This is a genomic window from uncultured Shewanella sp., assembly GCF_947497935.1.
Lineage (GTDB): Bacteria > Pseudomonadota > Gammaproteobacteria > Enterobacterales > Shewanellaceae > Shewanella.
In genome coordinates this window covers 134,124-156,976 of record NZ_CANMIO010000003.1, presented here as the reverse complement: position 1 = coordinate 156,976, position 22,853 = coordinate 134,124, and the positions used below count along the sequence as shown (strand labels likewise).

Annotated in this window: 20 protein-coding genes; 8 read left to right on the top strand and 12 right to left on the bottom strand. The window is 44.8% G+C overall.

Annotation, left to right across the window (positions count from 1 at the left end):
• The first annotated feature begins 16 nt into the window (after nucleotides 1-16).
• A complete protein-coding gene (locus tag Q1A86_RS04630) occupies nucleotides 17-388 on the top strand; it encodes a DUF6768 family protein (protein WP_299803437.1) in 372 nt (123 codons plus the stop codon).
• Between the two features lie 64 nt (nucleotides 389-452).
• Here the strand turns inward: Q1A86_RS04630 and Q1A86_RS04625 are convergent, their stop codons facing one another.
• From Q1A86_RS04625 to pepT, 4 genes are all read right to left on the bottom strand, one after another.
• A complete protein-coding gene (locus Q1A86_RS04625) occupies nucleotides 453-983 on the bottom strand; it encodes an NUDIX hydrolase (RefSeq protein WP_299803435.1) in 531 nt (176 codons plus the stop codon).
• A gap of 43 nt (nucleotides 984-1,026) precedes the next feature.
• Entirely contained in the window at nucleotides 1,027-1,752 is a 726-nt protein-coding gene (locus Q1A86_RS04620; RefSeq protein ID WP_299803433.1) for a tRNA (adenine(22)-N(1))-methyltransferase TrmK, read from the bottom strand.
• A 105-nt stretch (nucleotides 1,753-1,857) separates the two neighbouring features.
• Nucleotides 1,858-2,568 carry an NAD-dependent epimerase/dehydratase family protein gene (locus Q1A86_RS04615; RefSeq protein ID WP_299803430.1) on the bottom strand — a complete coding sequence of 237 codons (711 nt, stop codon included), beginning with the start codon at nucleotides 2,566-2,568 and terminating at the stop codon, nucleotides 1,858-1,860.
• A gap of 162 nt (nucleotides 2,569-2,730) precedes the next feature.
• Nucleotides 2,731-3,957 carry a peptidase T gene (pepT, locus tag Q1A86_RS04610; protein WP_299803428.1) on the bottom strand — a complete coding sequence of 409 codons (1,227 nt, stop codon included), beginning with the start codon at nucleotides 3,955-3,957 and terminating at the stop codon, nucleotides 2,731-2,733.
• 205 nt (nucleotides 3,958-4,162) lie between these two features.
• Between pepT and Q1A86_RS04605 the strand changes: the two genes are divergently transcribed.
• Nucleotides 4,163-4,933, top strand: coding sequence for an ABC transporter permease (locus Q1A86_RS04605; protein WP_299803425.1), 771 nt, complete (start codon nucleotides 4,163-4,165; stop codon nucleotides 4,931-4,933).
• Between the two features lie 153 nt (nucleotides 4,934-5,086).
• On the opposite strand, the gene Q1A86_RS04600 is transcribed toward Q1A86_RS04605, so the two are convergent.
• Entirely contained in the window at nucleotides 5,087-5,314 is a 228-nt protein-coding gene (locus Q1A86_RS04600) for a hypothetical protein (RefSeq protein ID WP_220765332.1), read from the bottom strand.
• A gap of 222 nt (nucleotides 5,315-5,536) precedes the next feature.
• Here Q1A86_RS04600 and rsmS point away from each other — a divergent pair, with 222 nt between their 5' ends.
• Complete coding sequence (gene rsmS / locus Q1A86_RS04595; protein WP_299803420.1) at nucleotides 5,537-5,698, top strand: pleiotropic regulatory protein RsmS; 162 nt, start codon at nucleotides 5,537-5,539, stop codon at nucleotides 5,696-5,698.
• Nucleotides 5,699-5,806: 108 nt separating this feature from the next.
• Nucleotides 5,807-6,541: a DUF599 domain-containing protein gene (locus Q1A86_RS04590; RefSeq protein WP_299803417.1), complete on the top strand. Its 735-nt coding sequence runs from the start codon at nucleotides 5,807-5,809 to the stop codon at nucleotides 6,539-6,541.
• A 19-nt stretch (nucleotides 6,542-6,560) separates the two neighbouring features.
• Here the strand turns inward: Q1A86_RS04590 and Q1A86_RS04585 are convergent, their stop codons facing one another.
• The gene (locus tag Q1A86_RS04585) at nucleotides 6,561-7,892 is read right to left on the bottom strand and encodes an AarF/ABC1/UbiB kinase family protein (protein WP_299803415.1); all 1,332 of its coding nucleotides are present in this window, start codon (nucleotides 7,890-7,892) and stop codon (nucleotides 6,561-6,563) included.
• A gap of 197 nt (nucleotides 7,893-8,089) precedes the next feature.
• Here Q1A86_RS04585 and Q1A86_RS04580 point away from each other — a divergent pair, with 197 nt between their 5' ends.
• Complete coding sequence (locus Q1A86_RS04580; RefSeq protein WP_299803412.1) at nucleotides 8,090-9,472, top strand: leucine-rich repeat-containing protein kinase family protein; 1,383 nt, start codon at nucleotides 8,090-8,092, stop codon at nucleotides 9,470-9,472.
• Between the two features lie 95 nt (nucleotides 9,473-9,567).
• Here Q1A86_RS04580 and Q1A86_RS04575 read toward each other — a convergent pair whose 3' ends face one another.
• The 5 genes from Q1A86_RS04575 to Q1A86_RS04555 all read right to left on the bottom strand — a co-directional run bounded on the left by Q1A86_RS04575 (nucleotide 9,568) and on the right by Q1A86_RS04555 (nucleotide 14,567).
• Entirely contained in the window at nucleotides 9,568-10,995 is a 1,428-nt protein-coding gene (locus tag Q1A86_RS04575) for a DUF3300 domain-containing protein (protein ID WP_299803409.1), read from the bottom strand.
• Nucleotides 10,996-11,130: 135 nt separating this feature from the next.
• The gene (locus Q1A86_RS04570; RefSeq protein WP_299803407.1) at nucleotides 11,131-12,648 is read right to left on the bottom strand and encodes an ATP-binding protein; all 1,518 of its coding nucleotides are present in this window, start codon (nucleotides 12,646-12,648) and stop codon (nucleotides 11,131-11,133) included.
• Nucleotides 12,649-12,651: 3 nt separating this feature from the next.
• Entirely contained in the window at nucleotides 12,652-13,341 is a 690-nt protein-coding gene (locus Q1A86_RS04565; RefSeq protein ID WP_299803404.1) for a response regulator transcription factor, read from the bottom strand.
• A gap of 57 nt (nucleotides 13,342-13,398) precedes the next feature.
• Nucleotides 13,399-13,737 carry a PepSY domain-containing protein gene (locus Q1A86_RS04560; protein WP_299803402.1) on the bottom strand — a complete coding sequence of 113 codons (339 nt, stop codon included), beginning with the start codon at nucleotides 13,735-13,737 and terminating at the stop codon, nucleotides 13,399-13,401.
• A 506-nt stretch (nucleotides 13,738-14,243) separates the two neighbouring features.
• Entirely contained in the window at nucleotides 14,244-14,567 is a 324-nt protein-coding gene (locus tag Q1A86_RS04555; RefSeq protein ID WP_299803400.1) for a hypothetical protein, read from the bottom strand.
• Nucleotides 14,568-15,652: 1,085 nt separating this feature from the next.
• On the opposite strand from Q1A86_RS04555, the gene Q1A86_RS04550 reads away from it, so the two are divergent.
• The 3 genes from Q1A86_RS04550 (at nucleotide 15,653) to Q1A86_RS04540 (ending at nucleotide 20,234) form a co-directional block, all read left to right on the top strand.
• The gene (locus tag Q1A86_RS04550; RefSeq protein WP_299803398.1) at nucleotides 15,653-16,597 is read left to right on the top strand and encodes a choice-of-anchor H family protein; all 945 of its coding nucleotides are present in this window, start codon (nucleotides 15,653-15,655) and stop codon (nucleotides 16,595-16,597) included.
• 231 nt (nucleotides 16,598-16,828) lie between these two features.
• Nucleotides 16,829-17,335: a hypothetical protein gene (locus Q1A86_RS04545; protein WP_299803395.1), complete on the top strand. Its 507-nt coding sequence runs from the start codon at nucleotides 16,829-16,831 to the stop codon at nucleotides 17,333-17,335.
• 466 nt (nucleotides 17,336-17,801) lie between these two features.
• The gene (locus tag Q1A86_RS04540; protein WP_299803393.1) at nucleotides 17,802-20,234 is read left to right on the top strand and encodes a TonB-dependent siderophore receptor; all 2,433 of its coding nucleotides are present in this window, start codon (nucleotides 17,802-17,804) and stop codon (nucleotides 20,232-20,234) included.
• Nucleotides 20,235-20,337: 103 nt separating this feature from the next.
• On the opposite strand, the gene Q1A86_RS04535 is transcribed toward Q1A86_RS04540, so the two are convergent.
• A complete protein-coding gene (locus Q1A86_RS04535) occupies nucleotides 20,338-22,605 on the bottom strand; it encodes a TonB-dependent hemoglobin/transferrin/lactoferrin family receptor (RefSeq protein WP_299803391.1) in 2,268 nt (755 codons plus the stop codon).
• Nucleotides 22,606-22,853: the final 248 nt, after the last annotated feature.

Below are 22,853 nucleotides of genomic sequence, written 5' to 3'. Positions count from 1 at the left end.
AAATTGGAGAAAAGTTATGGATATCGATGAGAAAATCCGCAAGCAATTACTAAAAGAGTCTGAGCAGATAAATAGTCAGCTTAAAAGCGATCCTAGCCTATTTGGCATGTTAGGCGATGCTTATAAGGGGCGTTTGGGGGGCTGGATGATATTAATGAGCATAATTGCCTTTCTACTGAGCTTGCTGATGTTATGGTCAGGCTATCAATTCTTTTTTGTGGTCGTCAGTCCGGTGGCGCTAATTAAGTGGGGCGTGACTCTGCTCTTAGCAAGTATGATGCAGATCGCGATAAAGATGTGGATCTATAACGAGATGAATCGTAATGCGACAACTCGAGAGATTAAAAGGCTTGAATTAGCGGTTGTGAAACTTCAAGACGACAAATAGTGAGTACAGCGTGGATGAGTGATAAGTCCACGCTTTTCGATATTATGCCTAAATGCACAATTGCTTATAGAAGCTCTGCCACGATCTGCTTTAGTAGAAAGGTTTCTCGCTCGATAGACATGCCTTTCTTAGGGCTATTAGCCATGGTGTGTTCGTTATGGGCGATGGCTTGATGGATGTTGATCCAAACTGGCGTCATACCATTTTGGATCTCATGGGCTTCTAATTTGGTCTCACCGAGCTCGGCATGAATATCGCAAACAAAGCAGAACGATTCCATATGCACCACCTCAAAACCATCTCTATGCCAAGGGCGAAACTCTTCATAGCGACCAAATTCACTGATGATCTCGATATGCTGCGCCCCCGTTTCTTCCTCTAGTTCGCGAATGAGTCCACAGCGGATATCCTCGCCCTCATCGACGCCACCGCCGGGAATGCTGTAATCATGATAGCGCTCGGTATAGAGCATCAAGATCTCTTCACCTTTTAAAATGATGCCGCGAGCGGCTTGGCGGTGAAAGCTTTTAGCCGTAAGTTCATCTGCGGTAAGGTGAGCAATATCGGCATGAATAGTGGATTTTAACAGGCGCATTGAGTAACTCATTAGTTAAAAGTGGGAAAGGCCAATAGCAAAGCTAGATGCTGGCATGTAATGCCTGATAATCAGCGATAACAGTGTTAATAAAGTTTTTTTCAGTTTGTTGCTCTGCTTGTTGTTTAGTACTGAGTTGGCTTTTCGATAGGCCTTGCTCAATTCTTTGATAGTGCTTAAGGCTTTGTTGCAGATAAACCCTATCAAGCTCACGACTCAAATCCCACATACGGGACCCCACTGGACTCAGCGGTACTTGGCTAGCGGTCGATAGGTGTAAGATCTCGTAAAAGCGTTTGTTCTCTTGCATCAAGTGCTCATCGACCAGACCTAAACCTAGCTGCTGCATAGCCATGCGCACCTTATAGATGTGATGCACGGGGCAAAGAATAAACTCAAGAGTATGTTCAGGATGATTGGCTATAATCTGCTGAACCAGCTCGATGGTAAGTTCGCCGCCAACACCAGCGATGATAATCAACTGGCACTGCGCTTTGTCGGCTAACGGCAGCTTAGCCACATCGAGGCAGTGTACATGCCATTGGCTATGATTCGAATCAATTGTGGTTTTAGGGTAAAAGCGCTGCAGCTTCTGCTCGACTTCAAGCATTAGGCTTGGCACGACATCAACAAAGTGGATGTTGTGAGCGGCCTTTCTCGTTAATAGCGCGGCGCCAAGTAAGCCGTGATCACAGCAGCAGTCCCAAATATGGTCGTATCTTGAACCTATCATGGTATTTATCTGTTTTAGGCGCTGACTGATTTTCAAACAAGCTCTCGATATCGAACGGGAAAGGCCGCTATTTTAAATGATCTCATGGGGAGCGAGTCAATAGTTATCAGGCATAGGCTCGTGTATTAAAGCATTACAGGATTAGAGCATGTCATTATTCGCCACTAGGGTAACAAGCTGAGCTGGTGTCGATTGTGATGTATTTGCCGCTTGTGCTGGTTCGGCTTGTACAGACACTGCATGCGCTAACATAGCACTCGCCACCCTCTCGGCCTCGATAGGACGATACTGCTTGAGTGAGCCAATAAACAGAGGCGAGATAAGCTTAGATAGCAGCTTACCCAGATCTTCTAATATGCGCTTTTCCGCGCGTTCACCTAGCAGTAAGCTGGGTTGAAATAGCCACAAACGTTTAGTTGATGTAGGTTGCTGAGCCTGAGTGATTATCGCAGCAAGCGCCTCTTGAGTTTCACCCTTGACGCGATTATAAAAGGTCTTTGATTGACTGTTTGCCCCGAGCGCCGTTACCACGAAATTATAGTTGGCCCCACACTTAGCGATGAAGTCGATACAGGCGGTTTTATCCACCGCAACAAAGGCGGCTTGGCTACCAGCTTTTTTGATCGTGGTACCTAAGCAGCAAAAGGCGTGTTCGATTGTAAAGGGGAGTTCTAGGCTGTGAAGCTCACTTAATTGACACGATACAAAGCAGACTTGTGTGTCACGCTCACTTCGGTATTGGGGCTGTTTTCTGCCGAGTACTAGAATATTCTCATATTGACCCGAGTCGATTAACTTCTGTAGCAGGTGTTGTCCGATAAGTCCTGTGGAACCTATGATTGCAGCGTTCATTTCAGTCTTAGCTAAGAGAGGGAATAGGGTCAGTTTAGAGTGTGTACAGGGGGAAGCAAATACTATTTACTTTTGGCCTGAGAGTATCATTTTACGACAATAAAAAAGGCCTGAAAATCAGACCTTTTAAAACTAGATTAGCTAGTGTGGTTATAGCAACCGCTATGCTTTGTGCTGAGCCGTAAGTTTGGCTATTTCAATAATAGTCTCGGTTGCTTTCACCATAGACTCGACACATACATATTCATGCTTGCCATGGAAATTATGGCCGCCAGTAAATAGGTTAGGGCAAGGGAGTCCCATGTAGGAGAGGCGGGAGCCGTCGGTTCCTCCACGAATAGGCTTAATGATCGGCTCAATGCCTAAGTTTTGCATCGCTTGTTTGGCAATGTCGATAATATGCGGGTGTGGCAACACTTGTTGCTTCATGTTCAAGTAGGAATCTTCAACATCTATTGTCAGCTGACCTATGCTGAGTTCGGCATTATATTTTTCCACTAACTCAGTGAGCCAGCGCTTTCTCTGTTCAAACAATTCAAAGTCAAAATCACGAATAATATAAGTCAGAGTCGCCTTTTCTGTCACGCCTTCCATACCGAGTAGGTGGAAGAAACCGTCATAATCGCGGCTATGCTCTGGTGTATCTTTTAATGGCATTTTTGCGTGAAAGCGTGCCGCGATGGTTTGGGCATTAACCATCACGCCGTAAGCCGTACCTGGGTGACAGTTGTTACCTGTCGCTGTAATGATTGCAGTGGCGGCATTAAAATTTTCGTATTCAAGTTCGCCGACTTGGCCACCGTCAACGGTGTAGGCCCACTGTGCGCCAAAACCATCAACGTTAAAGTGGTCGGCGCCGCGGCCAATCTCTTCATCTGGGGTAAAGCAGAGCCTAATTTTGCCGTGGGGGATCTCAGGATGAGTCAGAAGATGATGCAGTGCACTGATGATCTCGGCAATCCCAGCTTTATCATCGCCACCTAACAAGCTTGTTCCGTCAGTCGTGATAAGCGTTTGGCCAATATATTGGTTTAGGCTGCTAAATTGCTTCGGTGACAATACCTCTTCAAGGCCTAATTGGATATCTTCACCGTTATAGTTTTCAATCACTTGAGGTGAAACATTTTTGCCACTGTAATCGGGGGCTGTATCTAAATGAGCGATAAAACCTATGCTAGGTGCGTTTTCAACATTAGCTGGCACCGTAGCGGTTAAATAACCTTTATCTGAAAGTTGTACATCTTCAAACCCAAGGCTGACAAGCTCTTGACGTAAATGCTGAGCAAATACAAATTGGCTATGAGTGCTAGGTACATTCGGGCTTTGGCCGTCAGATTGGGTGTCAAAACTGACGTAGCTTAAGAATCGCTCAAGTAACTGCTGCTTCATAATCTTAGTTTCTAAAATAGCAAAAAGTGTTTTGAGTCTAGCAAGGCAAAACCGGAATTCATTAGATATTGATCAAGTTTTTCTCAATGGGTGAATATTCACCAAAGCTAATGTGGTGCTAGTGGCCGCGGAAATGCTGCTACCGCAAGGCAAATAGTTTGGTTATATTAGGCCACAGATTTTGTTGTTTAAGAGATAAATATAAATGGATATAGCTTGGCTGCAGTTAGGCCTATTTATGCTGGTGCTATTGATCCCCTTGGCAATCGGACGGTATTTTAAATTAGGCTTAAGCCGTGATATGGCATGGGCGGTGATCCGTATGACCGCTCAGCTGGTGCTGGTGGGTTTGTATCTGCAGTATCTATTCATACTCGATAACCTTTGGGTCAATGTTGCATGGCTACTGGTAATGTTACTTGTGGGCTCGAGTGCGATTATCAGTAAGGCTAAATTACCAAAGAAGTTACTTTATCTGCCGGTTTTCTCAGGCCTAGCTTTGGGGATGTTTCCCATTTTGTGGTTGATGCTAGTTTATCTATTGTCACCAGAACCTCTTTATACTGCGCAATATTTAATTCCTACCGCAGGTATGTTGCTGGGTAATTGTTTAAGCGGCAACATTGTTGCACTGCAGCGACTGTTTGGTGCCTTTAATGATAGAAAGTCAGAGTATCAAGGAGCACTAGCGCTGGGCGCTTCACCGAGTCAGGCGAGTTTGCCATTTGTACAAACGGCGATGCAGCAAGCCTTCGCGCCTATTTTAGCCTCCATGGCCACTATGGGTTTAGTGACGCTGCCAGGCATGATGACGGGACAGATTTTAGGAGGCGTGGATCCGCTCATCGCCATCAAGTATCAACTGGTGATCTCTGTGGCTATCTTCGTTACCTTGTCGGTTTCGGTATCGACCACTTTAGTGCTTTGTATTCGCTCGGCAATCACAGAGACTGGACGAGTGCGGATCAGCCTTTAATTGGGATGATTGAACGAAATTAATGGGATAAGCGAATAGCACTGAAAATAAAAATGGCTGTACAGCATACGCTGACAGCCATTTTTTATTGAACGATCGCTTATTGAGCAGTCGTTTGTTGGAATATCATTTATTGAGTAAGGAGGGCGGGTTTTACAGTACCAACTCCATATCCAGCTCAATATCAGTACAGCCTTTCTTGCAGCAGATCCCAGAAACACTGTCTTCTTGTCCTTTTACAGGCAGTTTCATTTGCAGTGCTTGATTGCACACAGGGCACAGAACAGTGTTACCTTTAAAAACTCTTTTTATAAGGTTTTTCTGTTCATTAAAAGATTTTGCTGTGGTGTCATTAATCACCGAGAAATCCATTTTTGCCATAAATAATTTTTGCCTTTGTAATGTCTATTCACAATATTGATTGTGTCTTCTAAAACTGAGTATATCTAGGCTTTCAGTGGTAATAAAGCCCTAGTGTAACGAATAGCAATTAAGTGCGGTTTTTTGAGTTTGCTCTTGCCCTAGCAGTTTCTTCGTTGAGAAGCTAAAAAGCTCTGAGTATACTTAGCCACTCTTTTACCCTCAGATTAAAGTTGACTAAATATGAGTGATAATGCAGCTGCAAGTGAGTTAGATACGGCCCCAGAAGAGGTGAAACTTGCTGTGGATCTTATCTTTTTGTTAGAGAGTCATCAGATTGAGCCACGTGTCGCCTTAGCTGCCCTTGAGATCGTTAAAACAGATCTACAGGCAAAGCTAGCTTAATCATCCTAAGCGTATTTTATTTTTATTTAATCCCAAGTACTTTTAAGCTGGCCATAGCGGTTCAGCTACAAGCAGATTAAAACTCGTTTACCCTTGATGGACTCATGCATGACTATTTCGTTACTCGACCTTTTTGCGCCATTTTGTTTTATAACTTGCTGGGTCGGCTATGCTTACTTTGCAAAGCGTAAAGCCAAAGACACCAATTGCATCGCTCGCTGTTTACATAAGCATCGTATTAACTGGATGTATGAGTTATTAGGCCGCGAGGTTCGGGTCGGTGATGCTGCCTTACTTGCAAATCTAGAACGCAATATTGCCTTTTTCGCATCGACTACCATGTTTGTCCTTGCCGGTGTGTTAACCCTGTTTGCTCAGGCCGAGCGTCTTGAAACCGTGATAGCAACCATCCCCTATGCAGCCAACCCGAACCATGCATTAGTTCAAGTTAAGCTAGGTATGCTGACCTTTATTTTTGTGATGGCATTTTTCCAGTTCACTTGGTCTATGCGTCAATATGGCTTTTTAAATGTGATGGTGGGAGCGGCTCCTGTCGATAAGACTGGCAGTAATGACAACCTACTGCGCTATGCTAAGCAGATGGCGGTGGTGCAAGATCAGGCGGCTCACTCCTATAACTACGGTTTGCGTTGTTACTACTTCGCCATGGCGGCACTGTGTTGGTTCTATCACCCATTTGCCCTGATTATTGCCAGTATTTTTGTGGTATACACCCTTTATCACCGTGAGTTTAAATCCAAGGCGGTAGTGGCGATTACTAAAGGGCAGGAGCTGCTAAAGATTGAGCGCGAAAATAAATATAACACTAGGCTAAAGAACTGACTTTAGCCCATGCTGGTCGTTATGCTTTTTGGTTAATCCCTGTTGTTACTTCATCAAAAATAGACTTTACGTCTACTTGTGCTTTGAGTCTGGATACCAGTAAATAAATACCCGCTAGCTTACGATGAATAAATATCGCATCAACGGGTGGAGTGTGCCATTTATCAGCGTCGGTACTCATCTCCATTCCCGCCGCTTTTATACGTTTAGCTAGTGTACTAGAGCCAAAGTCATAGGCTGTAACAGAGCGCAAGGGTTCACAAGCTTGATGAAAGATATCTAAGATTAGTGACTTTTGCTGCGCGCTGATATTCGCTTGAAAAAATCCGATACGCTGCGCGGCTTGTTCCATTAAGTCTCTGTGATTCTCGATGGCGGCTGCCATTAGTTGCAGGTAATTTGAGGAGAGGGCGTTTGGGATCTCTCGGGTTGCCCCAAAATCAAGCAACACTATTCTTGCTGTTGCCTGCTGATACTGAAAGTTAGCAAAATTCGCATCAGTTTGGATCAGCTTAAATTCAAACAACTCTCTAAAAAACAGTCTTAGCAGCTTAGTGGCAACTGCGTTTCTTACCTCTTGGTTTAGCGTTGCGACTGATTCGATACTCTGCGCATCGACAAAGCTCATGACTAAAATGCTTGCACTAGATAGATTGGGGTAGGCCTTAGGGATAATAAAGCCCTGCTCGTTTGCCATTAAATCCTTGTAGCGTTCAAGCATGTTAAGTTCAGCTTGATAATTAGCTTCCATATGGAGCTGTTTCTTGGCTTCATTAAGTAGCCGATCAAATTGGACATTTTTAGGAACCAATTTGGCTACCCGTAATAGTGTTGCGACATTGTCTATATCGCTATCAATACTGTCACGGATCCCTGGGTACTGTATTTTTATCGCTAATGGCGTGCCATTGGCAAGTATCGCTTTATGTACCTGGCCAATAGAGGCTGCAGCAAAGGGGCGCAGTTCAAAGTGGGAAAAGGGGGATAACCAGTCATCGCCCCAGTTTTGATTTAAAATATTCAGTAGTTGCTTGTGAGGCATCACTTTGGCGTCAGATCTTAGTCGAGCTAATAATTCACTTAGCTCTTTTGGCATTAATTCACCAGAGTCCATAGACAGCATCTGGCCGACTTTCATTGCAGCCCCTCGCATTTGAGCAAGTTTTTCAGCAACATGAACTATGTTTTTGGGAGTTAACACCAAGTCTTGTAATTTAGGTGATTGCCCCTGACTCAGTTTTCTTGCGCCATCAACAAGAATATTGCCCGCGACCCGTGATGCCAGACCGCTCAATGATGAGAAACGTGACAAGCGGCTTGCAGGTACTTTGGCTGTTTGACGTTTGTTCATTATTAGGCCTTAAACCGAAAGTGGTGAGAGTTAATAACTCAAGTTGTATTCTAGAACAATACGTTAAAACGCAAATATAGATCATGGCAATGCAGAGGAGCGAGTTGCGGGCATATCATTGTTTCAATCTCTTTCTCTATGAGGGGGAATCGTATAGTATTGCGCGCTGTTTTTCATCGGCATTTAGGATTAAGATTTTGCACACCATCGAGCAGTTAACATCGGGGCAATTAAAGGGAATTAAACGGGTACAGATTGCTGAAGGCTTGACTCAGTTCCCACAAGAAATCTTCTCCCTAGCTGATAGCTTAGAAATACTCGATTTATCAGATAATAACCTCAGTGAGTTACCGGATAATTTAAGCGATTTGCATCAATTAAAGATCCTGTTTCTAACTAATAACTGTTTTGAATCAGTTCCTCTGGTGCTTGCTAAGTGCCCTAAGCTTGAAATGATCAGCTTCAAGTCGAACAATCTAAAGTTGCTAGCTGAAAAAGCCCTACCCGATAATACTCGCTGGCTTATTTTAACCGATAACAATCTCGAATCTTTGCCTGACGATATGGGCAGGCTACACAGATTGCAAAAACTCGCATTGGCGGGTAACCAGCTCACTGGTTTACCCGAGAGTATGGCTAAATGCACAAGTCTTGAACTCGCACGTTTGTCGGCGAATGCCTTCAATGCCTTGCCTGATTGGCTATTTCAGTTACCTCGCCTGAGCTGGTTAGCACTCGATGGCAGTCCGTTTAGCTTAGCGCAGCAAGCGGTAGTCGATGACTCCGAAACAGTTGCCGCGACGATGCCAAGTGTGACCCTTGATGATATTGAACTGCATGAAGTTATTGGCCAAGGTGCATCGGGTGTGATCTACCGAGCCAAATGGCTAAATCAACCGGCTGTGCTTGCTGCAACTCCTATTGATATAGCTGTTAAAGTATTCAAAGGTGAGGTCACTAGCGATGGTTATCCAAAAGATGAATTGGCTAACTGTTTGCAGGCAGGGCAACATACTAACCTGATTAAGGTTGTGGCACAGTTAAAGCAAGCAGATAAAACAGGTCTTGTGATGGAGCTTATTCCTGCTAACTATCAAAACCTAGGCATGCCACCTTCGCTCGATACTTGTACGCGAGACACTTTCTGCGATGCAACTCAATTTGAATTTAATGCGATATTGCGTATTTTGAAACAGATGGCTTCTGGTCTTGCACATTTGCATCAGAATCAGGTTAGTCATGGCGACATCTACGCCCATAACACCATGTTCAATACCCATGCTGAGATCCTATTTGGCGACTTTGGTGCGGCAACCAATTTAAGCCAGTTGCCTTTGCTGCAAAGAGAGGCGATGGAGGCAATAGAAGTGCGATCCTTAGGATGTCTAATAGAGGATTTAGCCGAGCATTGTTTGCAAAATTCAGCACAAGCCAACCAAGGTATTCTTACTGGATTATTGACGCTAAAACAGGCCTGTTTACAGCCAAGTTTGGGATTACGTCCGCGCTTTGAAGAGATCCACGTGCTGTTACAGCAAATGAGTGAGCAGGTCGATACTGAAGCTTGCTTAAGTGCCTAGGCATGACTGAGCGATAAATTAAATATAAACGCTGTCGTTCGACGGCGTTTATATTCAACCTGTTAATGGTACACATCGCTTTACCTAATCTTTGCTTAATCTTTTCTTGGTTTATGCTGATGACTTTTTGTTGGCGAACTTCTTGTTGGCGAAATGGCTCGTGACGCATGGCTACGGGGCGCTTGGTTCCTCGCTGTTTGTTGTGGCTTAGCTGCATGGCTTTGATGCCTCTGCCTGTTGCTGTAGTTTGCATTCGCTTTCGGTTGTTGGGCCTTTAGTTGTTGGCTTTTGGGCGCCGTATATTGAGAGTGATTACTTGGCCTAGTGTTAAAGTTTGGCTGCACCTTAGTGCTGTTCTGTCGAGGGGTTTGAGCAAACTGCGGCTTTGATCTTGGATTTAGCTTACTGCGCATCTGCTGCTCACGTTTGTGAGTGATTTGCTGATGGCTTTTTGTTCGCTCATGACCTTTTACTCGCTCATGACCTTTTACTCGCTCAGGGCTATTAATCCGCTCAAGGCTATTAATGCGCTGAGGGCTGTTCATTCGCTCAAGGCTGTTATGCTTAACATGTTTGCGCTCGTTGCGCTGCAGTGCTTTACTCTGGCCGCGGCTTGGGTGGTGACTCTTATATTTGTGTCGTAACGCATTGTTACTATAAGCCACGCCACGTCTATGTTGAGGCTTGTGCGCCCAGCGCTTGGCACCATGACTTGTGACGATACGGCCGCGATGACGGTATTTATGTGAGTTATGGTGATGCACTACAACCACGTGACGCTTATGCCAGTGGAATGCGCTGAAGTAATAGTTAAAACTAATATGTACTCCGGCGCGCCAATAAAAGTGGCCATAGCTAGGTCTGACATAGCCTGGATAAACCGCCCAATAGACTGGCGGGTAGTTATACCAGCGCCAATAGCCATAAACACTTCTTGGGTCGTAGTAAGGCACATAGACAATCTCTTTTCTCACCGGCTCAATCACTATCTGGTTACTGACGCGAGTGACTTGCATGTTTTCCATCTGCTCTAAACTATTGGCATTATCGGCCTCTTGCCTCAGGGTTTGGATACTCGCTAAAACTTGCGCTTCATCTTGTAAAAAGGCATCACCAAGAGACTGGGTCCAGTTGAGTTCGTCACTGAGCTTTTGTAGCACATTAGGAAAGGCAATCAGCGCGACAACACTAGGATCCCAATCTTTATCTTGGGCCTTGTCTATCTGCTTTTGCGTTGATAAGTGTTGCTTACTTTGTTGCCAGCGATGAGCCTGAACCACTTCAAGTGGATAAGTCGCTGCAATAAGGATATGCGTCAGTAAACTATCTGGGTACAGTGCAATAGGCGCCAGCATCTGCGCTAATTGGCCTTCGCTGTATTGACTACCACTATACGTAGATTGCTCTTGGTCGTGATCCTGCGCAGAGGCAGAGGTGCTAGCAATCATCAAAGGCACTGCAATAGCCATTGCAATGACAAATGTGCTGACCAATGAGCAACAGTATTTTTTGAGTCTGTTCATATGAACTCCTGACCTTTGTATACGATAGCATCAGTATAAAAAAGCCAAGATGAACAGAAGCTGAAAGTTAAAAATGAGGTTGATAAAGCAATATAGCGAGGGCCTATAGCCCATTTAGTGTTTAGATCTTAGAAATTAGTGCTTAAAGCTTAATTGGAATCGAGCGCCGCCAAGCCTTGTCGAGCGGCTGACCGTTAACTGCCCTTGATAGCTGTCGACTAAGTCGCGAACAATCGCGAGACCTATGCCATGCCCTTGCTGGTAAGAATCGGCGCGAATACCACGCTCGAAGATCTGCGCGTGTAGCGCTTCGTCGATCCCTTTACCATCATCCTCGATACCGATAACCAAGCAAGAGTTGACAGACTTTACGCTTAATAGCACTTGGCGAGCAGCGGCCTTACAGGCGTTGTCCAGCAGATTACCTAAGATCTCGGTCAAATCGCTGGCATCGCCTTTAAAGACGGCGCTCCTATCGACATCTTCAGTGATAGTGATTGGAGGCTGACAGTATATTTTAGGTAGGTTACGCACCAGCTTATCTGAGACTTCAACCACCTCGACACCTAGATGCCACGCCGAACCCGCAGCCGTCTGTGCTCGTTTGAGCTGGTGGCCAATAATGCGATTGATATGGCTTACCTGCTCGAATGATTGCGGACTTAAATCTTTCTGGCTTTGAATAACGGCTAAAGGGGTTTTTAAGCTATGGGCCAAGTCAGCGAGCGCATTACGATAACGCTTACGCTGGTTTTGCTCGGTATTGAGCAGGGTGTTGAGCTGCTTAGCAACCGCACTGAGCTCGGTGGGATAGTTGTCATTTAAGTGGTCGGCTTTACCGTTTTCAATTTCGGCTAACTCGCTCTGTAAGCGGGTGAGGGGTTTGAGTGTCCACCACAGCCATAGCATTTGAATCGAGAGCAGGGCGACCATTAAGATCATTAACCAGCGCCACAGGTGCTGATTAAATTCTTTAACCTGTAGCAGATAGTCACTCTGATCTTTGATGATATAAACCGTGATAGGGAATCGTGTGCGCTGGGTCTCGCCGTGTTTATTGACCTGCTCAGTTTCGAAACTTGCACTAAAACCATAGACTAAATGCGGCTCGCCGTTTAGCTCTATTTCACTAAATTGCCCCTGACCTTTTGCTGGCAGAGGAAATGTTGCAGAGGTATGAACCGCTGTGGTGATTGCCGCAGACAGGTCGATGCCAAGCAATGAGTTTGAGCGCCAAGCGACTTTGCGCGTGTCCTTGTTGAGCGAGCCAGCCTGTTCAGGCTTGCCTATTGGCTTAGCTTCAACAAACTTAGCGTCGAAGTCCCTAGCTTGTTGAGACAGGTTATCGGCTACTTGTTGATGCGCAGGGATGGTGATTAAGGCGTACAGACCCGACTGAATGACGTTAAACTGATTTTCAAGTAATACTTCGGGCATAAACAGTTGCTGATTGTCGACCTCGGTAACCGCCAAGATGGAGTAGACGTAGGCTTTAAGTTCTTTAAGCGAGGCACTCTTAACTTGCAGTTTAAAGGCGTCGTTAAGAGTCACGCCCACGATGGGCAGTAAGATCAAGATCAGCAGCATAGCGCTGACGATGAGCCGCGCCTTTAACGAGTGCAAGAATGTGGGTAAGCGCTTAAGGCTAATCATGGGTTATTTTTTGCTATCGTCATCGAGTGATACCAGACGATAACCTTGGCCACGCAGCGTTTCGATAAGGCCTAACTGATTATCGGGGTCGAGCTTTTTGCGCAAACGGCGAATAAACACCTCAATCACGTTCGAATCTAAGTCAAAATCTTGATCGTAAATGTGCTCTGTCAACACGGTTTTCGATTTCACCTCACCGATATGCAGCATGAAGTATTCAAATAACTTGTATTCTGAGCCACTCAAGGTGATGGTTTCGCCAGATTTAGTGATCTCTAAACTGCTGGTATTTAGGCTAAAGGGGCCATTAGTGACAATGGGGCTGGCTTTACCAGCCGAGCGGCGGATCAAGGCTTTTAACCTAGCGATTAGCTCTTCTGGATGAAAAGGTTTGGTGAGGTAATCATCGGCGCCAGCATCTAAGCCTTCGACCTTATCTTGCCAGCTATCACGGGCGGTCAAAATGAGAATAGGAAAGCCGATATCTAGGGCTCTAAGCTTTGTGATCAGAGCGATGCCATCGAGCTTTGGCAGGCCAACATCGATAATCGCCGCGTCGTAATTGTATTCGCGGCCTTGAAATAGGCCTATCTCGCCATCATCGGCGGTATCGACCGTATAGTTAGCCTCGACAAGATGCTGTTTTAGGTTTGATTGCAGCTCTAAATCATCTTCAACTAATAACAATCTCATGCTTTGGTTCCTTGTTGTACGGCTCGATAGTAAAGCGTTGCAAGCAATAGCCTAGGGCTAATTGCGAGAAACACGGCCTGTTTTAGCATCGACACTGACATAAAAAACCACACCGTCATTCGATAGTAGCTTTACGCTATAACCTGGATTGCCATTAACTCTGCTGGACTGCACCTTTAGCACCTTGCCGCGATATTGGCGTTTCGCCAACTGTACAGCTTGCTCTTTACTACGAACCTTTAATTTCTGTTTCTGCTGCTGGCTATTATTGGCCTTCATAGTGACCGACATCATAGATGTGACCGCATGCACGCTATTCGCTGCAGCAGGCTGTGCAGCGAGCAGTGCGGCTAATAGTGAGAGCGAAATCAACATGATAAATAAAGCAGTTTTCATTAAAGGCACCAAAGGGTTGAGATATCACCAGTTTAAAAGATCCTATTCGATTAGTCATTATCTTGCCAATGGCGAGTGGCTAATAAGGTTATACATAGGGGGAGATGAACACTGGCTGAATGTGCCCTGATTGGGAGGAAGCTCAATTGTCGCTTGAACGCCATATGGTGACAAAAACTGCACGTCATTTTTAAGCTGAGGATGACTTTTGTAGCAAAAGTGGTTCCAATTGCCTGCGGCAGGCGTATGTGCAGACACTTCTTAGGCACGCTTTTCGTCATCCCTGACCGCTCAACGAAAACATCCATGTTTCCGACGGCCTAAGCCGTATCTACACTGAGTTAGAACTACACAGCCTTTGGCATCGGAAGTTATGGCTGTCCTATCTTTTCAATAACGAGCCCATGACAGCTAACGCCCAAAATAACAGGCAAATAATGCTTGGCTATAATTTTGGAATGCAGTGACAAAAGCAAAGCAGTATTTGTCCTTGTTGATTTATCTTGTTAGGTGTTTTTACGACTGATGACATTGACAATTAGCGTTTTATTGTTGAGTAATAATTCAACAGATTCGGCCGATTTTAAACTATTTTTTTCTTCCGAAGACTTTTGCGTTAATTGGCCATCAGCCAAATATGTAATTTTGTTAATTGCTTGAGGTGTTAATTTATTTTCATTGAAATAATTTACAAGCAGATCACTCATTGAATCCAGTTTTAGCTCTTTTATAGAACTTTCACTGTATTTCGTAACTCCGTTTGTTAATTCCTTTGCACTTAAATTTGTACAGATTCCTATAAAAAAAATCGATAAGATTAATTTTTTCATTTCGAGTTCCTTTCGTTTTTATTGTCAATCGAGTTATTAAGTAAATCTTTTACAACTAACAGCTTATTATCCTGCGTCTCGGATAAATCCTTGCACGTTATTAATTCACATCAAATTAGCAGCGTAGCTCATTGCTGTAAAGTGGTTTGCATAAAAGGGTCAGAGCGAATTAGCGACAGATAATAAACTAGTCTTATAGCCATAGCTCCGAATCACCAGAATTATGCTTGTCTAACCTAGTGTAGATACGGCTGAAGCCGTCGAAAACAAGGTGAGAGATAACGAAGTTATCAAGCTCTCGAACGAGAGGCATGGATGCCGAACTGGACTTTAAATAGGGATGTTGTTTGTTTTCGTTGAGCCTACACGGCCAATTCAGTTCCATACTGAATTTGGCATTCCCTCCGTCCATGGAGGTCAGACTTACTAGCGGCGCGCTTCAGCAGTGTCTGCACATGCGGTCGTTCCTTCACATCCATGTGATCACGACATTCGGACATCCTGTCCAGCACCCGCTGGAGGCGATTGATAACTCTAAATCATCAATTTAAAACTTACTGCCATATAACACCGAGCACAAATAGAAATGTAATCAGCCTTCATTCGAAGGTTGACTCTCTTTGGGGCAAAACTGAGTTACGAAACTAACAGAATACCCCCATTCCCCATCGGAGTTGCCGAGGTCATTGAAGATAAATCGCGTGAGCGAGTCATGGATGACGAGGTAGCTTTAGTAGAGCCATGGATGGCGATTCTGAAGCGATAGCGATTTTCGAAAATGACAGAGGATTAACAACTTCGTCGGGGCGGCTAGGACTCTTTATAAATGAAATGGCCAAGAGGGGGGAGCTGTTGCCCCCTTCTTGGCCGAGTGTGAGCTGGAAGCTCACGACCTTTATCAAACGAAGTTTGATTGCTTCGCTCTCGGGGGTGGGCGAAGCGCCACGACTTTTATCAAGTGTAGCTTGATTTCTTACCGCTGTAAGCTCAGATATGGATGAAGCGCATCCGCTTCATAACGTTCAGCTTGCGTTCACACTCAGTGGACTCTAATGGCCTCATTAAGCAAGAACTTCGAGGTGAAGATGAACACAAAACAAAATCATAAGACTCATACAATTCATACAGCTGATATAAGTAATCAAAAGCCTATTATGGGTCGATTAGCAAGGCTTGCGCTGTTAATGCTGCCAATGACACTAATACAGCCTGCCAGTGCCAGTGCGAGTGCCAGTTCGGATATGAGTCTGCTTTCGCAGCCGAAAAGCATCTCGGTTGCGCAAACCGTTTCCAGTGACGACTCAGCAGCACAAGGCGCTCAAGACGCCAATAGCTTATCTGAGCTACAAATCAGCAAGCTTGAGCAGCAAAGACTTTTGCAAGTTAAGGGGCTGGACGGTAATGAGGCGCAGCCTGCAAAACTCACTCGTGAACAGAACATTCAAAACCATATCGACAAGGCGACTCAGGCTAATCAAGACTTAGCAAAGAGCGGTTCGGTGAAGCAATTTGCCAATGGCATCTACCGTGACTTTTATATCTACGATGCCTACAGCCGATTGTTTGTCGATAACGATTACGACGGTTTCTACCAGACTTTTAGTGTGACCTTCGATGCCGATGTACAAGGGATATATGTTAATGAGCGAGCGGATGTGTTTGCGGAGCTGTACCTTAGCCGTAATGGTGGGCCGTGGGAGCATTATTACACCACAGACATCTTTAGAATTTATGGCAATGCTACCGATGATGACTTTGAAGTGTTAACGACGTTGGAGTCTGGTTACCGAACCGATCATTACGATGTGTTAATCGATCTCTATGAGGTGGGCTATGGAGATATTGTGGCAACGGTTAGTTCATATGATTTCGACAGTTTATACGCACTGCCACTGGAGAGTAGCGATAGAGACGATATTTATATTGAAGAGGATTATCATGGCGGTAGCCTGTCGGTTGGCTTGTTATTACTGCTGCTAAGTGTTTGGGGATTTAGGCAATATTCAACTTCTAGCATGGCAAAAAAGTAATTGTTAGGCTAAATACTTTTTACAAAACTGATTTCATAGACGAACAGGTTTCATAAAAACCAGTTGATTAAAGCAGCTATCTTTGGAAGGAGTTTGATCTCTGGCGTTAGACAGTTAACAATGTGCACAAGGTTTGTACTGAGGTTGAATTAAGCCAACTGCATTTAAAATTAAGCGCTTAATAAACAGAACTCAACAACAAGTTTCAAGCACAAGCAGGGAGCAAAACGTATGCAGCAAGGTGTCGATGTCAATACGCAGTCTGTCGACAGGGGGAGTAGCCTATTGATGCCAGTGAGTGAGATTGCAATTATTGGTAATAGCGCCGATACCGTATTGTGGATCTGGGAGCATCTGGTACCGACTTCGGGTCAATGCCAAACCTTGCAAGGCGAGATTATTCGCGTGTTAGAACTATTGGCCTGGGAAGCTCAGGCCAATAGTAATCTTAACTGGGATGCCAACTTCGATAAGATGTTGCTGTTTCTGCGTCGCGCCTTTCTATCATCGGACTATCCCCTTGCCAGTCGCTTTTCTATCGAGACAAGACTGTCTATTGAAGCCGACATAAACCGTCTTGCTCATTTTATTCTGCCAACCGAACTCGATAGCCGGATCTATAATGAAGAGCTGCCCTATATAAAAGATGATCTGTATGATCGTCTCGCCGCACACCTTGTGGGTTATTGTCGTATTGAGCCCAATTTAATCCCACTTTCTATTAATCAGAACCGCTGATTAGGCTTGCTAATAAGAGCCTGTTAATTGCTTCCTGTTAATGAATATCAGTTGATTAGAGATCTAATGCTCTGCAAATAGGGCCTGTAGTCTCAAGGCCTAGGTTATACATTACTAGCAAGGGAGTCAGTGAGTCCTCTTTCTCTACTCAAGTTGCTGATGAACTGTACATTAGTAGAGGGTTAACTAGAGTCGGCTTCTAACGTTAAATATCAACACAGTTCAGTTTGGCTCATATTAAGAGATAAAGTTGCGGACGATTTATGTACGACAACTTTGTGATCTTAATCACCTATCTTATTGGTTTTAAAGTATTACTCTTAAATTTACTTTGTAAACTTTGAGAATAAAATCAAGTTAAAACAATCACAAACAAACTCCAATTGTATCAGCGCTGAAACAGGTATTGAAAAGTTAATGATAATCGTTATCATCTCGCCGCATAATACTAAAGTGGGGTTATTTGATGAAACATTTCCGTTATTCGGTGCTAGCAATTGCGTGTGCATCGACATTCTTATCAACAAATGTGTACGCCGAAGCAACAGAGCAGGCACACGATAATGTTGAACGTATCACTGTTTATGGCCGTCAGAATCAGGTTGTTATGAATTCTGGATTGGCGACTAAGTCCGACATGTCCTTGATGGAGACGCCGGCGGCGGTTGTCGTTGTCGATGAAGAGCTCATTCAGGCCCAAGCCCTTACAAACCTTCAAGACTTAGTGCGAAACATCAGTGGTGTGACCCAAGCGGGTAACAACTATGGTATCGGTGATAATCTGGTTATTCGTGGCCTAGGGGCAAATTACACTTACGATGGTATGTACGGCGGTGCGGGACTTGGCAATACTTTTAACCCTACGCGCTCACTCACCAATGTTGAATCGGTTGAAGTGCTCAAAGGGCCTGCGACTGGGCTTTATGGTATGGGCAGTGCGGGTGGCGTAATTAACCTTATTGAAAAGAAACCACAATTTGAATCCAAACATGCCTTTACTGCTGAAGTTGGCCAATGGAATAGCTATTCTTTAGAGGCTGATAGCACGGCAGCGATTACTGACGATTTAGCCTATCGTGTGGTGGCAAAAACGGCCCGTAGCGATGGCTATAGGGATATCGGCACTGACCGTGATGAGATCTACACCTCGCTTAAATATGTACTCGATGATAGCCAAGACTTAATGCTGTCGGCGAGCTACATCAAAGATGCGATAGCAGTGGACTCTATTGGTCATCCTATCCGTATTTTCAACTCTGCATCCGTTGATGGCAAAACCGCAGGTGAAGCCACCTGGGAAGATTTGATTAACGATCCGAACAACGCAGGCATTCAATTGACTGAAGAACAGCGTAAGCAGTTGGCTGATTCACTCGCGGCAAATGATGGGCTGACCCCTTATGCATTCGGCAATGCGGGTATTATTTCGCCGATGGCTAAAGACAATGAGGGCGAAGAGCTGCGTTTTAAGCTGACCCATAATATCTATTTCACCGACAACCTATTTTTAAATCAGCAGCTGCAATACCGCGATTATACCTCAGGCTTTGCCCGTCAAACGGGTGCCTACAACTATGTCTATTGGGACCGCCGTGGTGTCATTAATGCCGATCCGCGTGCGCCATTAGTCGAAGATGGCGTGCTTTATCCTTTCGCGGCTCGTCGTCAGGAATACCGTAAAGTCGATGCCGATGAGTCATCTTGGCAGTATTTTGCCGATCTTCGTTATGACTTCCAGATAGGCGATATTGATAATGAATTATTGATTAATGCCAATTTTGAGGATAGAGATATCGCGTTCAAGCAATACTCGATTTACGATGCCGATAAAGTGATCAACAACAAAGCGGGAGAGGTGGTTTACCAAGGCAGCTTACCGTACATTTATGATATCCGTAACCCTAACTGGGCTGAAGGCAGCTTTGAAGATCATGATCCCTTGTTGACCAGTAACTATGACAAAAAAGTCAGTGCTTGGGGCGTAGGAGTACAGCATGTGGGTTACTTAGGTTATGGCTTTACCTCTCGCATCGGCGTGGCGTTTAATCAAATTAAGCAGACCTATGAGCACTTAGGCGTTGACTCTAGATACAGTGCGAGTCGCGCTCAGCCAACAGCTGAAGCCGATACCACCGACGATGGCATGACCTATAACCTAGGGTTAACTTACATGCCAACCGACGACTTGTCGTTTTTTGTTAACCACTCGAAAGGGCGCACCGCTTATAGCATCCTTGGCAGCATTGCTGGAGATGATACCGATAGAGATGACAGTGAGTCGGTAAGCGATGACTTAGGTATGCGCTTTAAAGCTTTTGATGATCAAATGTTGACGTCAATCGTGTTGTTTAAGAGTTCTCGTACTAATTTACAGTACAGCAATATTGACTATGAGGAGGGGGTTTCTGGCCCGGGTGTGCCAAAGTATTTTTACAATGGCAGTGAAGAAACCACGGGTGTTGAGCTGGATATGAACGCTCACCTTAATGAGCAGTGGATGGTGAACGTCAACGCTGTTTATCAAGATGCCCGTGACAAGAAAGATCCTAATCGCTCTAGCTATGATACTCGCCAAAAGGGCGTGCCTTATGTGACGGCAAGTGCTTGGGTAACTTATGCGGCAGATTGGTTCTCGCTACAAAGCCCTATTAGCGTGAGTTTAGGGGCAAAATATGTTGATGACAGAAGCACTAACTCAAGCTCATTTGGTATTCCAGACGGCTATGTGCCAAGTTATACCGTGCTAGATAGCGCCATTAGTTATGATGTTGACAGCTGGAAGTTACAGCTTAACGTGAATAACTTATTTAATGAAGAGTATTACAGTAAGGCTATGTTCTTAGGCGGTATGCCGGGCGAAGAGCGCAATGCCAAGCTGACGCTGACCTATCGTTTATAGGTGATTGCGAGTGGCTGTTAACAAGGATTGTTGCAGTGATAAAAGCGAATAAAAAATGCAGCCATTGGCTGCATTTTTATGTCTTACATACTACTTAATAAGCTTAGAACTGGTAGTTCACGCTCACGTTGAAGTAGCGACCCGGTTGAGTGAAGTCTTCTTTTTCTAAGTCCATACTCGCACCGAGTAAGAATACTGATTGGCCAGCCACATCGGTGTAGTCGATATACTCTTTATCGAACAGGTTATAAACACCCGCACGTAGCTTCCAGTTATCATCAATGCGTAAGCCAAAGGTCAAGTCCATCACAGCATAACCGCTTGTGCCGTATACTTCGTTAAATTTCTCTTTAGGAATACATATGCCCATGGCACAAATATCATCTTCAGCTAACTCGATATCATTAGTGCGACTCATATCATCCGCCCAGCGAACTACTGCGCCAAAATCTGCTTCCATATCGGCAATGTCGGTATACCAGTTAACACCCGCGTTCCCCTTAAGTGGGCTCACGCTGTTAAGGTAATCGCCGTTTTCATCTTCGCCATAGGTGTAAGAGATGTTACCCCAAAGCTCAATGCTATCGGTTAGCCAATGATTAATCTGAGCCTCAGCACCGTACAAGATCACTTCATCACGGTTATAGTACTGGTACTTAAACTCCATTGGCTTCATTACAGGGAAAAACACTGGAGGTTTATAGCTTACATACTGCCAGTCAATAAAGTCTTTGGCCTGAGTATAGAAGGCGGTTAGTTCATAGTTAGTGTCGCTATGATTACCACGAACGCCGATTTCCCAAGTATGAGACTGCTCAGACTCTAGATCGTAGTTAGCCTGAATAAGCACATCAGTCATAGAGCCAGCATCGACTTCCAGCTCACCCCATTTTTGATCTGGCGTTGGCATTTTATAGCCGTAAGCGTACTGACCATAGACACTAACAGAGTCTGATAATTGGTAAACTAGGCCCAGTTTAGGCGACCAGAAGTTGTCACTCATAGTCTGGAAATCTTCGGCGTCTTTGCCCGCGTCAACAGCTTGTTGTTGGTCCGGTGTATTGCGGAAATAGTCATAACGTAGACCCGCGATCAAGTTCAAATCACCATCTAACAGGGTGACGTCATCTTGAACAAAAACACCTAAACGCTGACTGTCGGTAGTGGCAAAGGTAAATGGGTTAGTCGTCTCGTTGGTAATAGCATTTTTTACTGTGCGATGACGTGACATGGTGGAAAACTCATAGTCCAGACCATAGGTGATCTGATGACCATAGCTATCGCCGCCAACATACTTGCTAAAGGTGCTGTTGATACCAATACGTTGATCTTCAAAGCTGTAATCGCGGACTTCGCTTAAACCGTAAACCGTTTCAGCTTTATTCCATTCGAAATAGTCTCTGTGCTCAAGTTGCTCGGTTTGACCAAAGTAGGCGGTTACCGTTAGGGTGTCGTGCATCTGAGTCGGCTTGCTTGAGACTAACTGCAATGCACCGTTAATGACTTGGGTATCGCGGTCAGTATCGATATTTTCGTCAATTTCACCAACCTTATCGAATTCGTATTGCCAGCGCTTTAGGGTCTGTTCAAGGTAATCTAAGGTCAACTGCACAGAGGTGTAGTCATTGAAATGGTACTTGCTCTTAAACAACACACTGTCTTGCACGAGATCGCTGTCTGGCTGCGTGTCATAGTAATTTGGCTGCTCTTCACCTGTACGGTGCTGATAGGTCAGTAAGTTTTCAAAACCGCCATAGGCTGCAGCACTGGTAAAGCCAGCCGTGTATTCGTCGTTAACGCCGGCATAACCAGCATTCATCGACATATAATAGTCTTCACCCATTAGGTAGTCGCTGGCGTCTTTGGTGCGCATCACCACTACGCCACCAAGCGCATCAGAACCATACATGGTCGATGCGGCGGCTTTTACGACTTCCACTTGTTTTAGGCTTTGTACTTCAGTAAGACCGCGGCCGGTACCTTCTGCGCCTGGGCCTAGTGGAGAGGCGTACTGGTTGTTAACGCGAACGCCATCTTTTACCATCATCACACGGTTGCCACCAATGCCACGAATGGTCACAGAGGTGGGTTTACCCGCACCGCCTTTGACGGCAACAGCAGACTCATTTCTGAACAAGCTGCCAAAGTCATTACTCATGCTTTTTTCAATGGCTTCTTCATCAATCACCATAATCGAACCAGCAACTTGCTCAATTTCTTGTTCCATACGAGAACCTGAAATCACAATCACTTCCTGCATTTTAGCATTGGGTGCTTGTGGAGATTGAGAGTCGATAGAGGCCTCTTGAGCCTGGGCATGGAGTACTGTACTAACAGCAATTGCTAGCACACTAACTTTAAGCTTGTTCATTACGCACCTTATCTTATTAACCAAATGAGAATTATTCTCTTTTTTGACGCGCGGTATCTTATACCCTAATTGAGGTAGGGTCTCGCTCTGAAAGGGTTAATTACATGGCTTTATCTGACTAAAAAACAAAATTTTAAAGTGGATCACATTTATCTTTTTCTTCAGAAAAATAGGCGATTACTTATTGGGCGGCCCGCTTATTGTTTTTAACAAATGTAATTAAGTGTTACGTTTGTTGGCGACTAAGT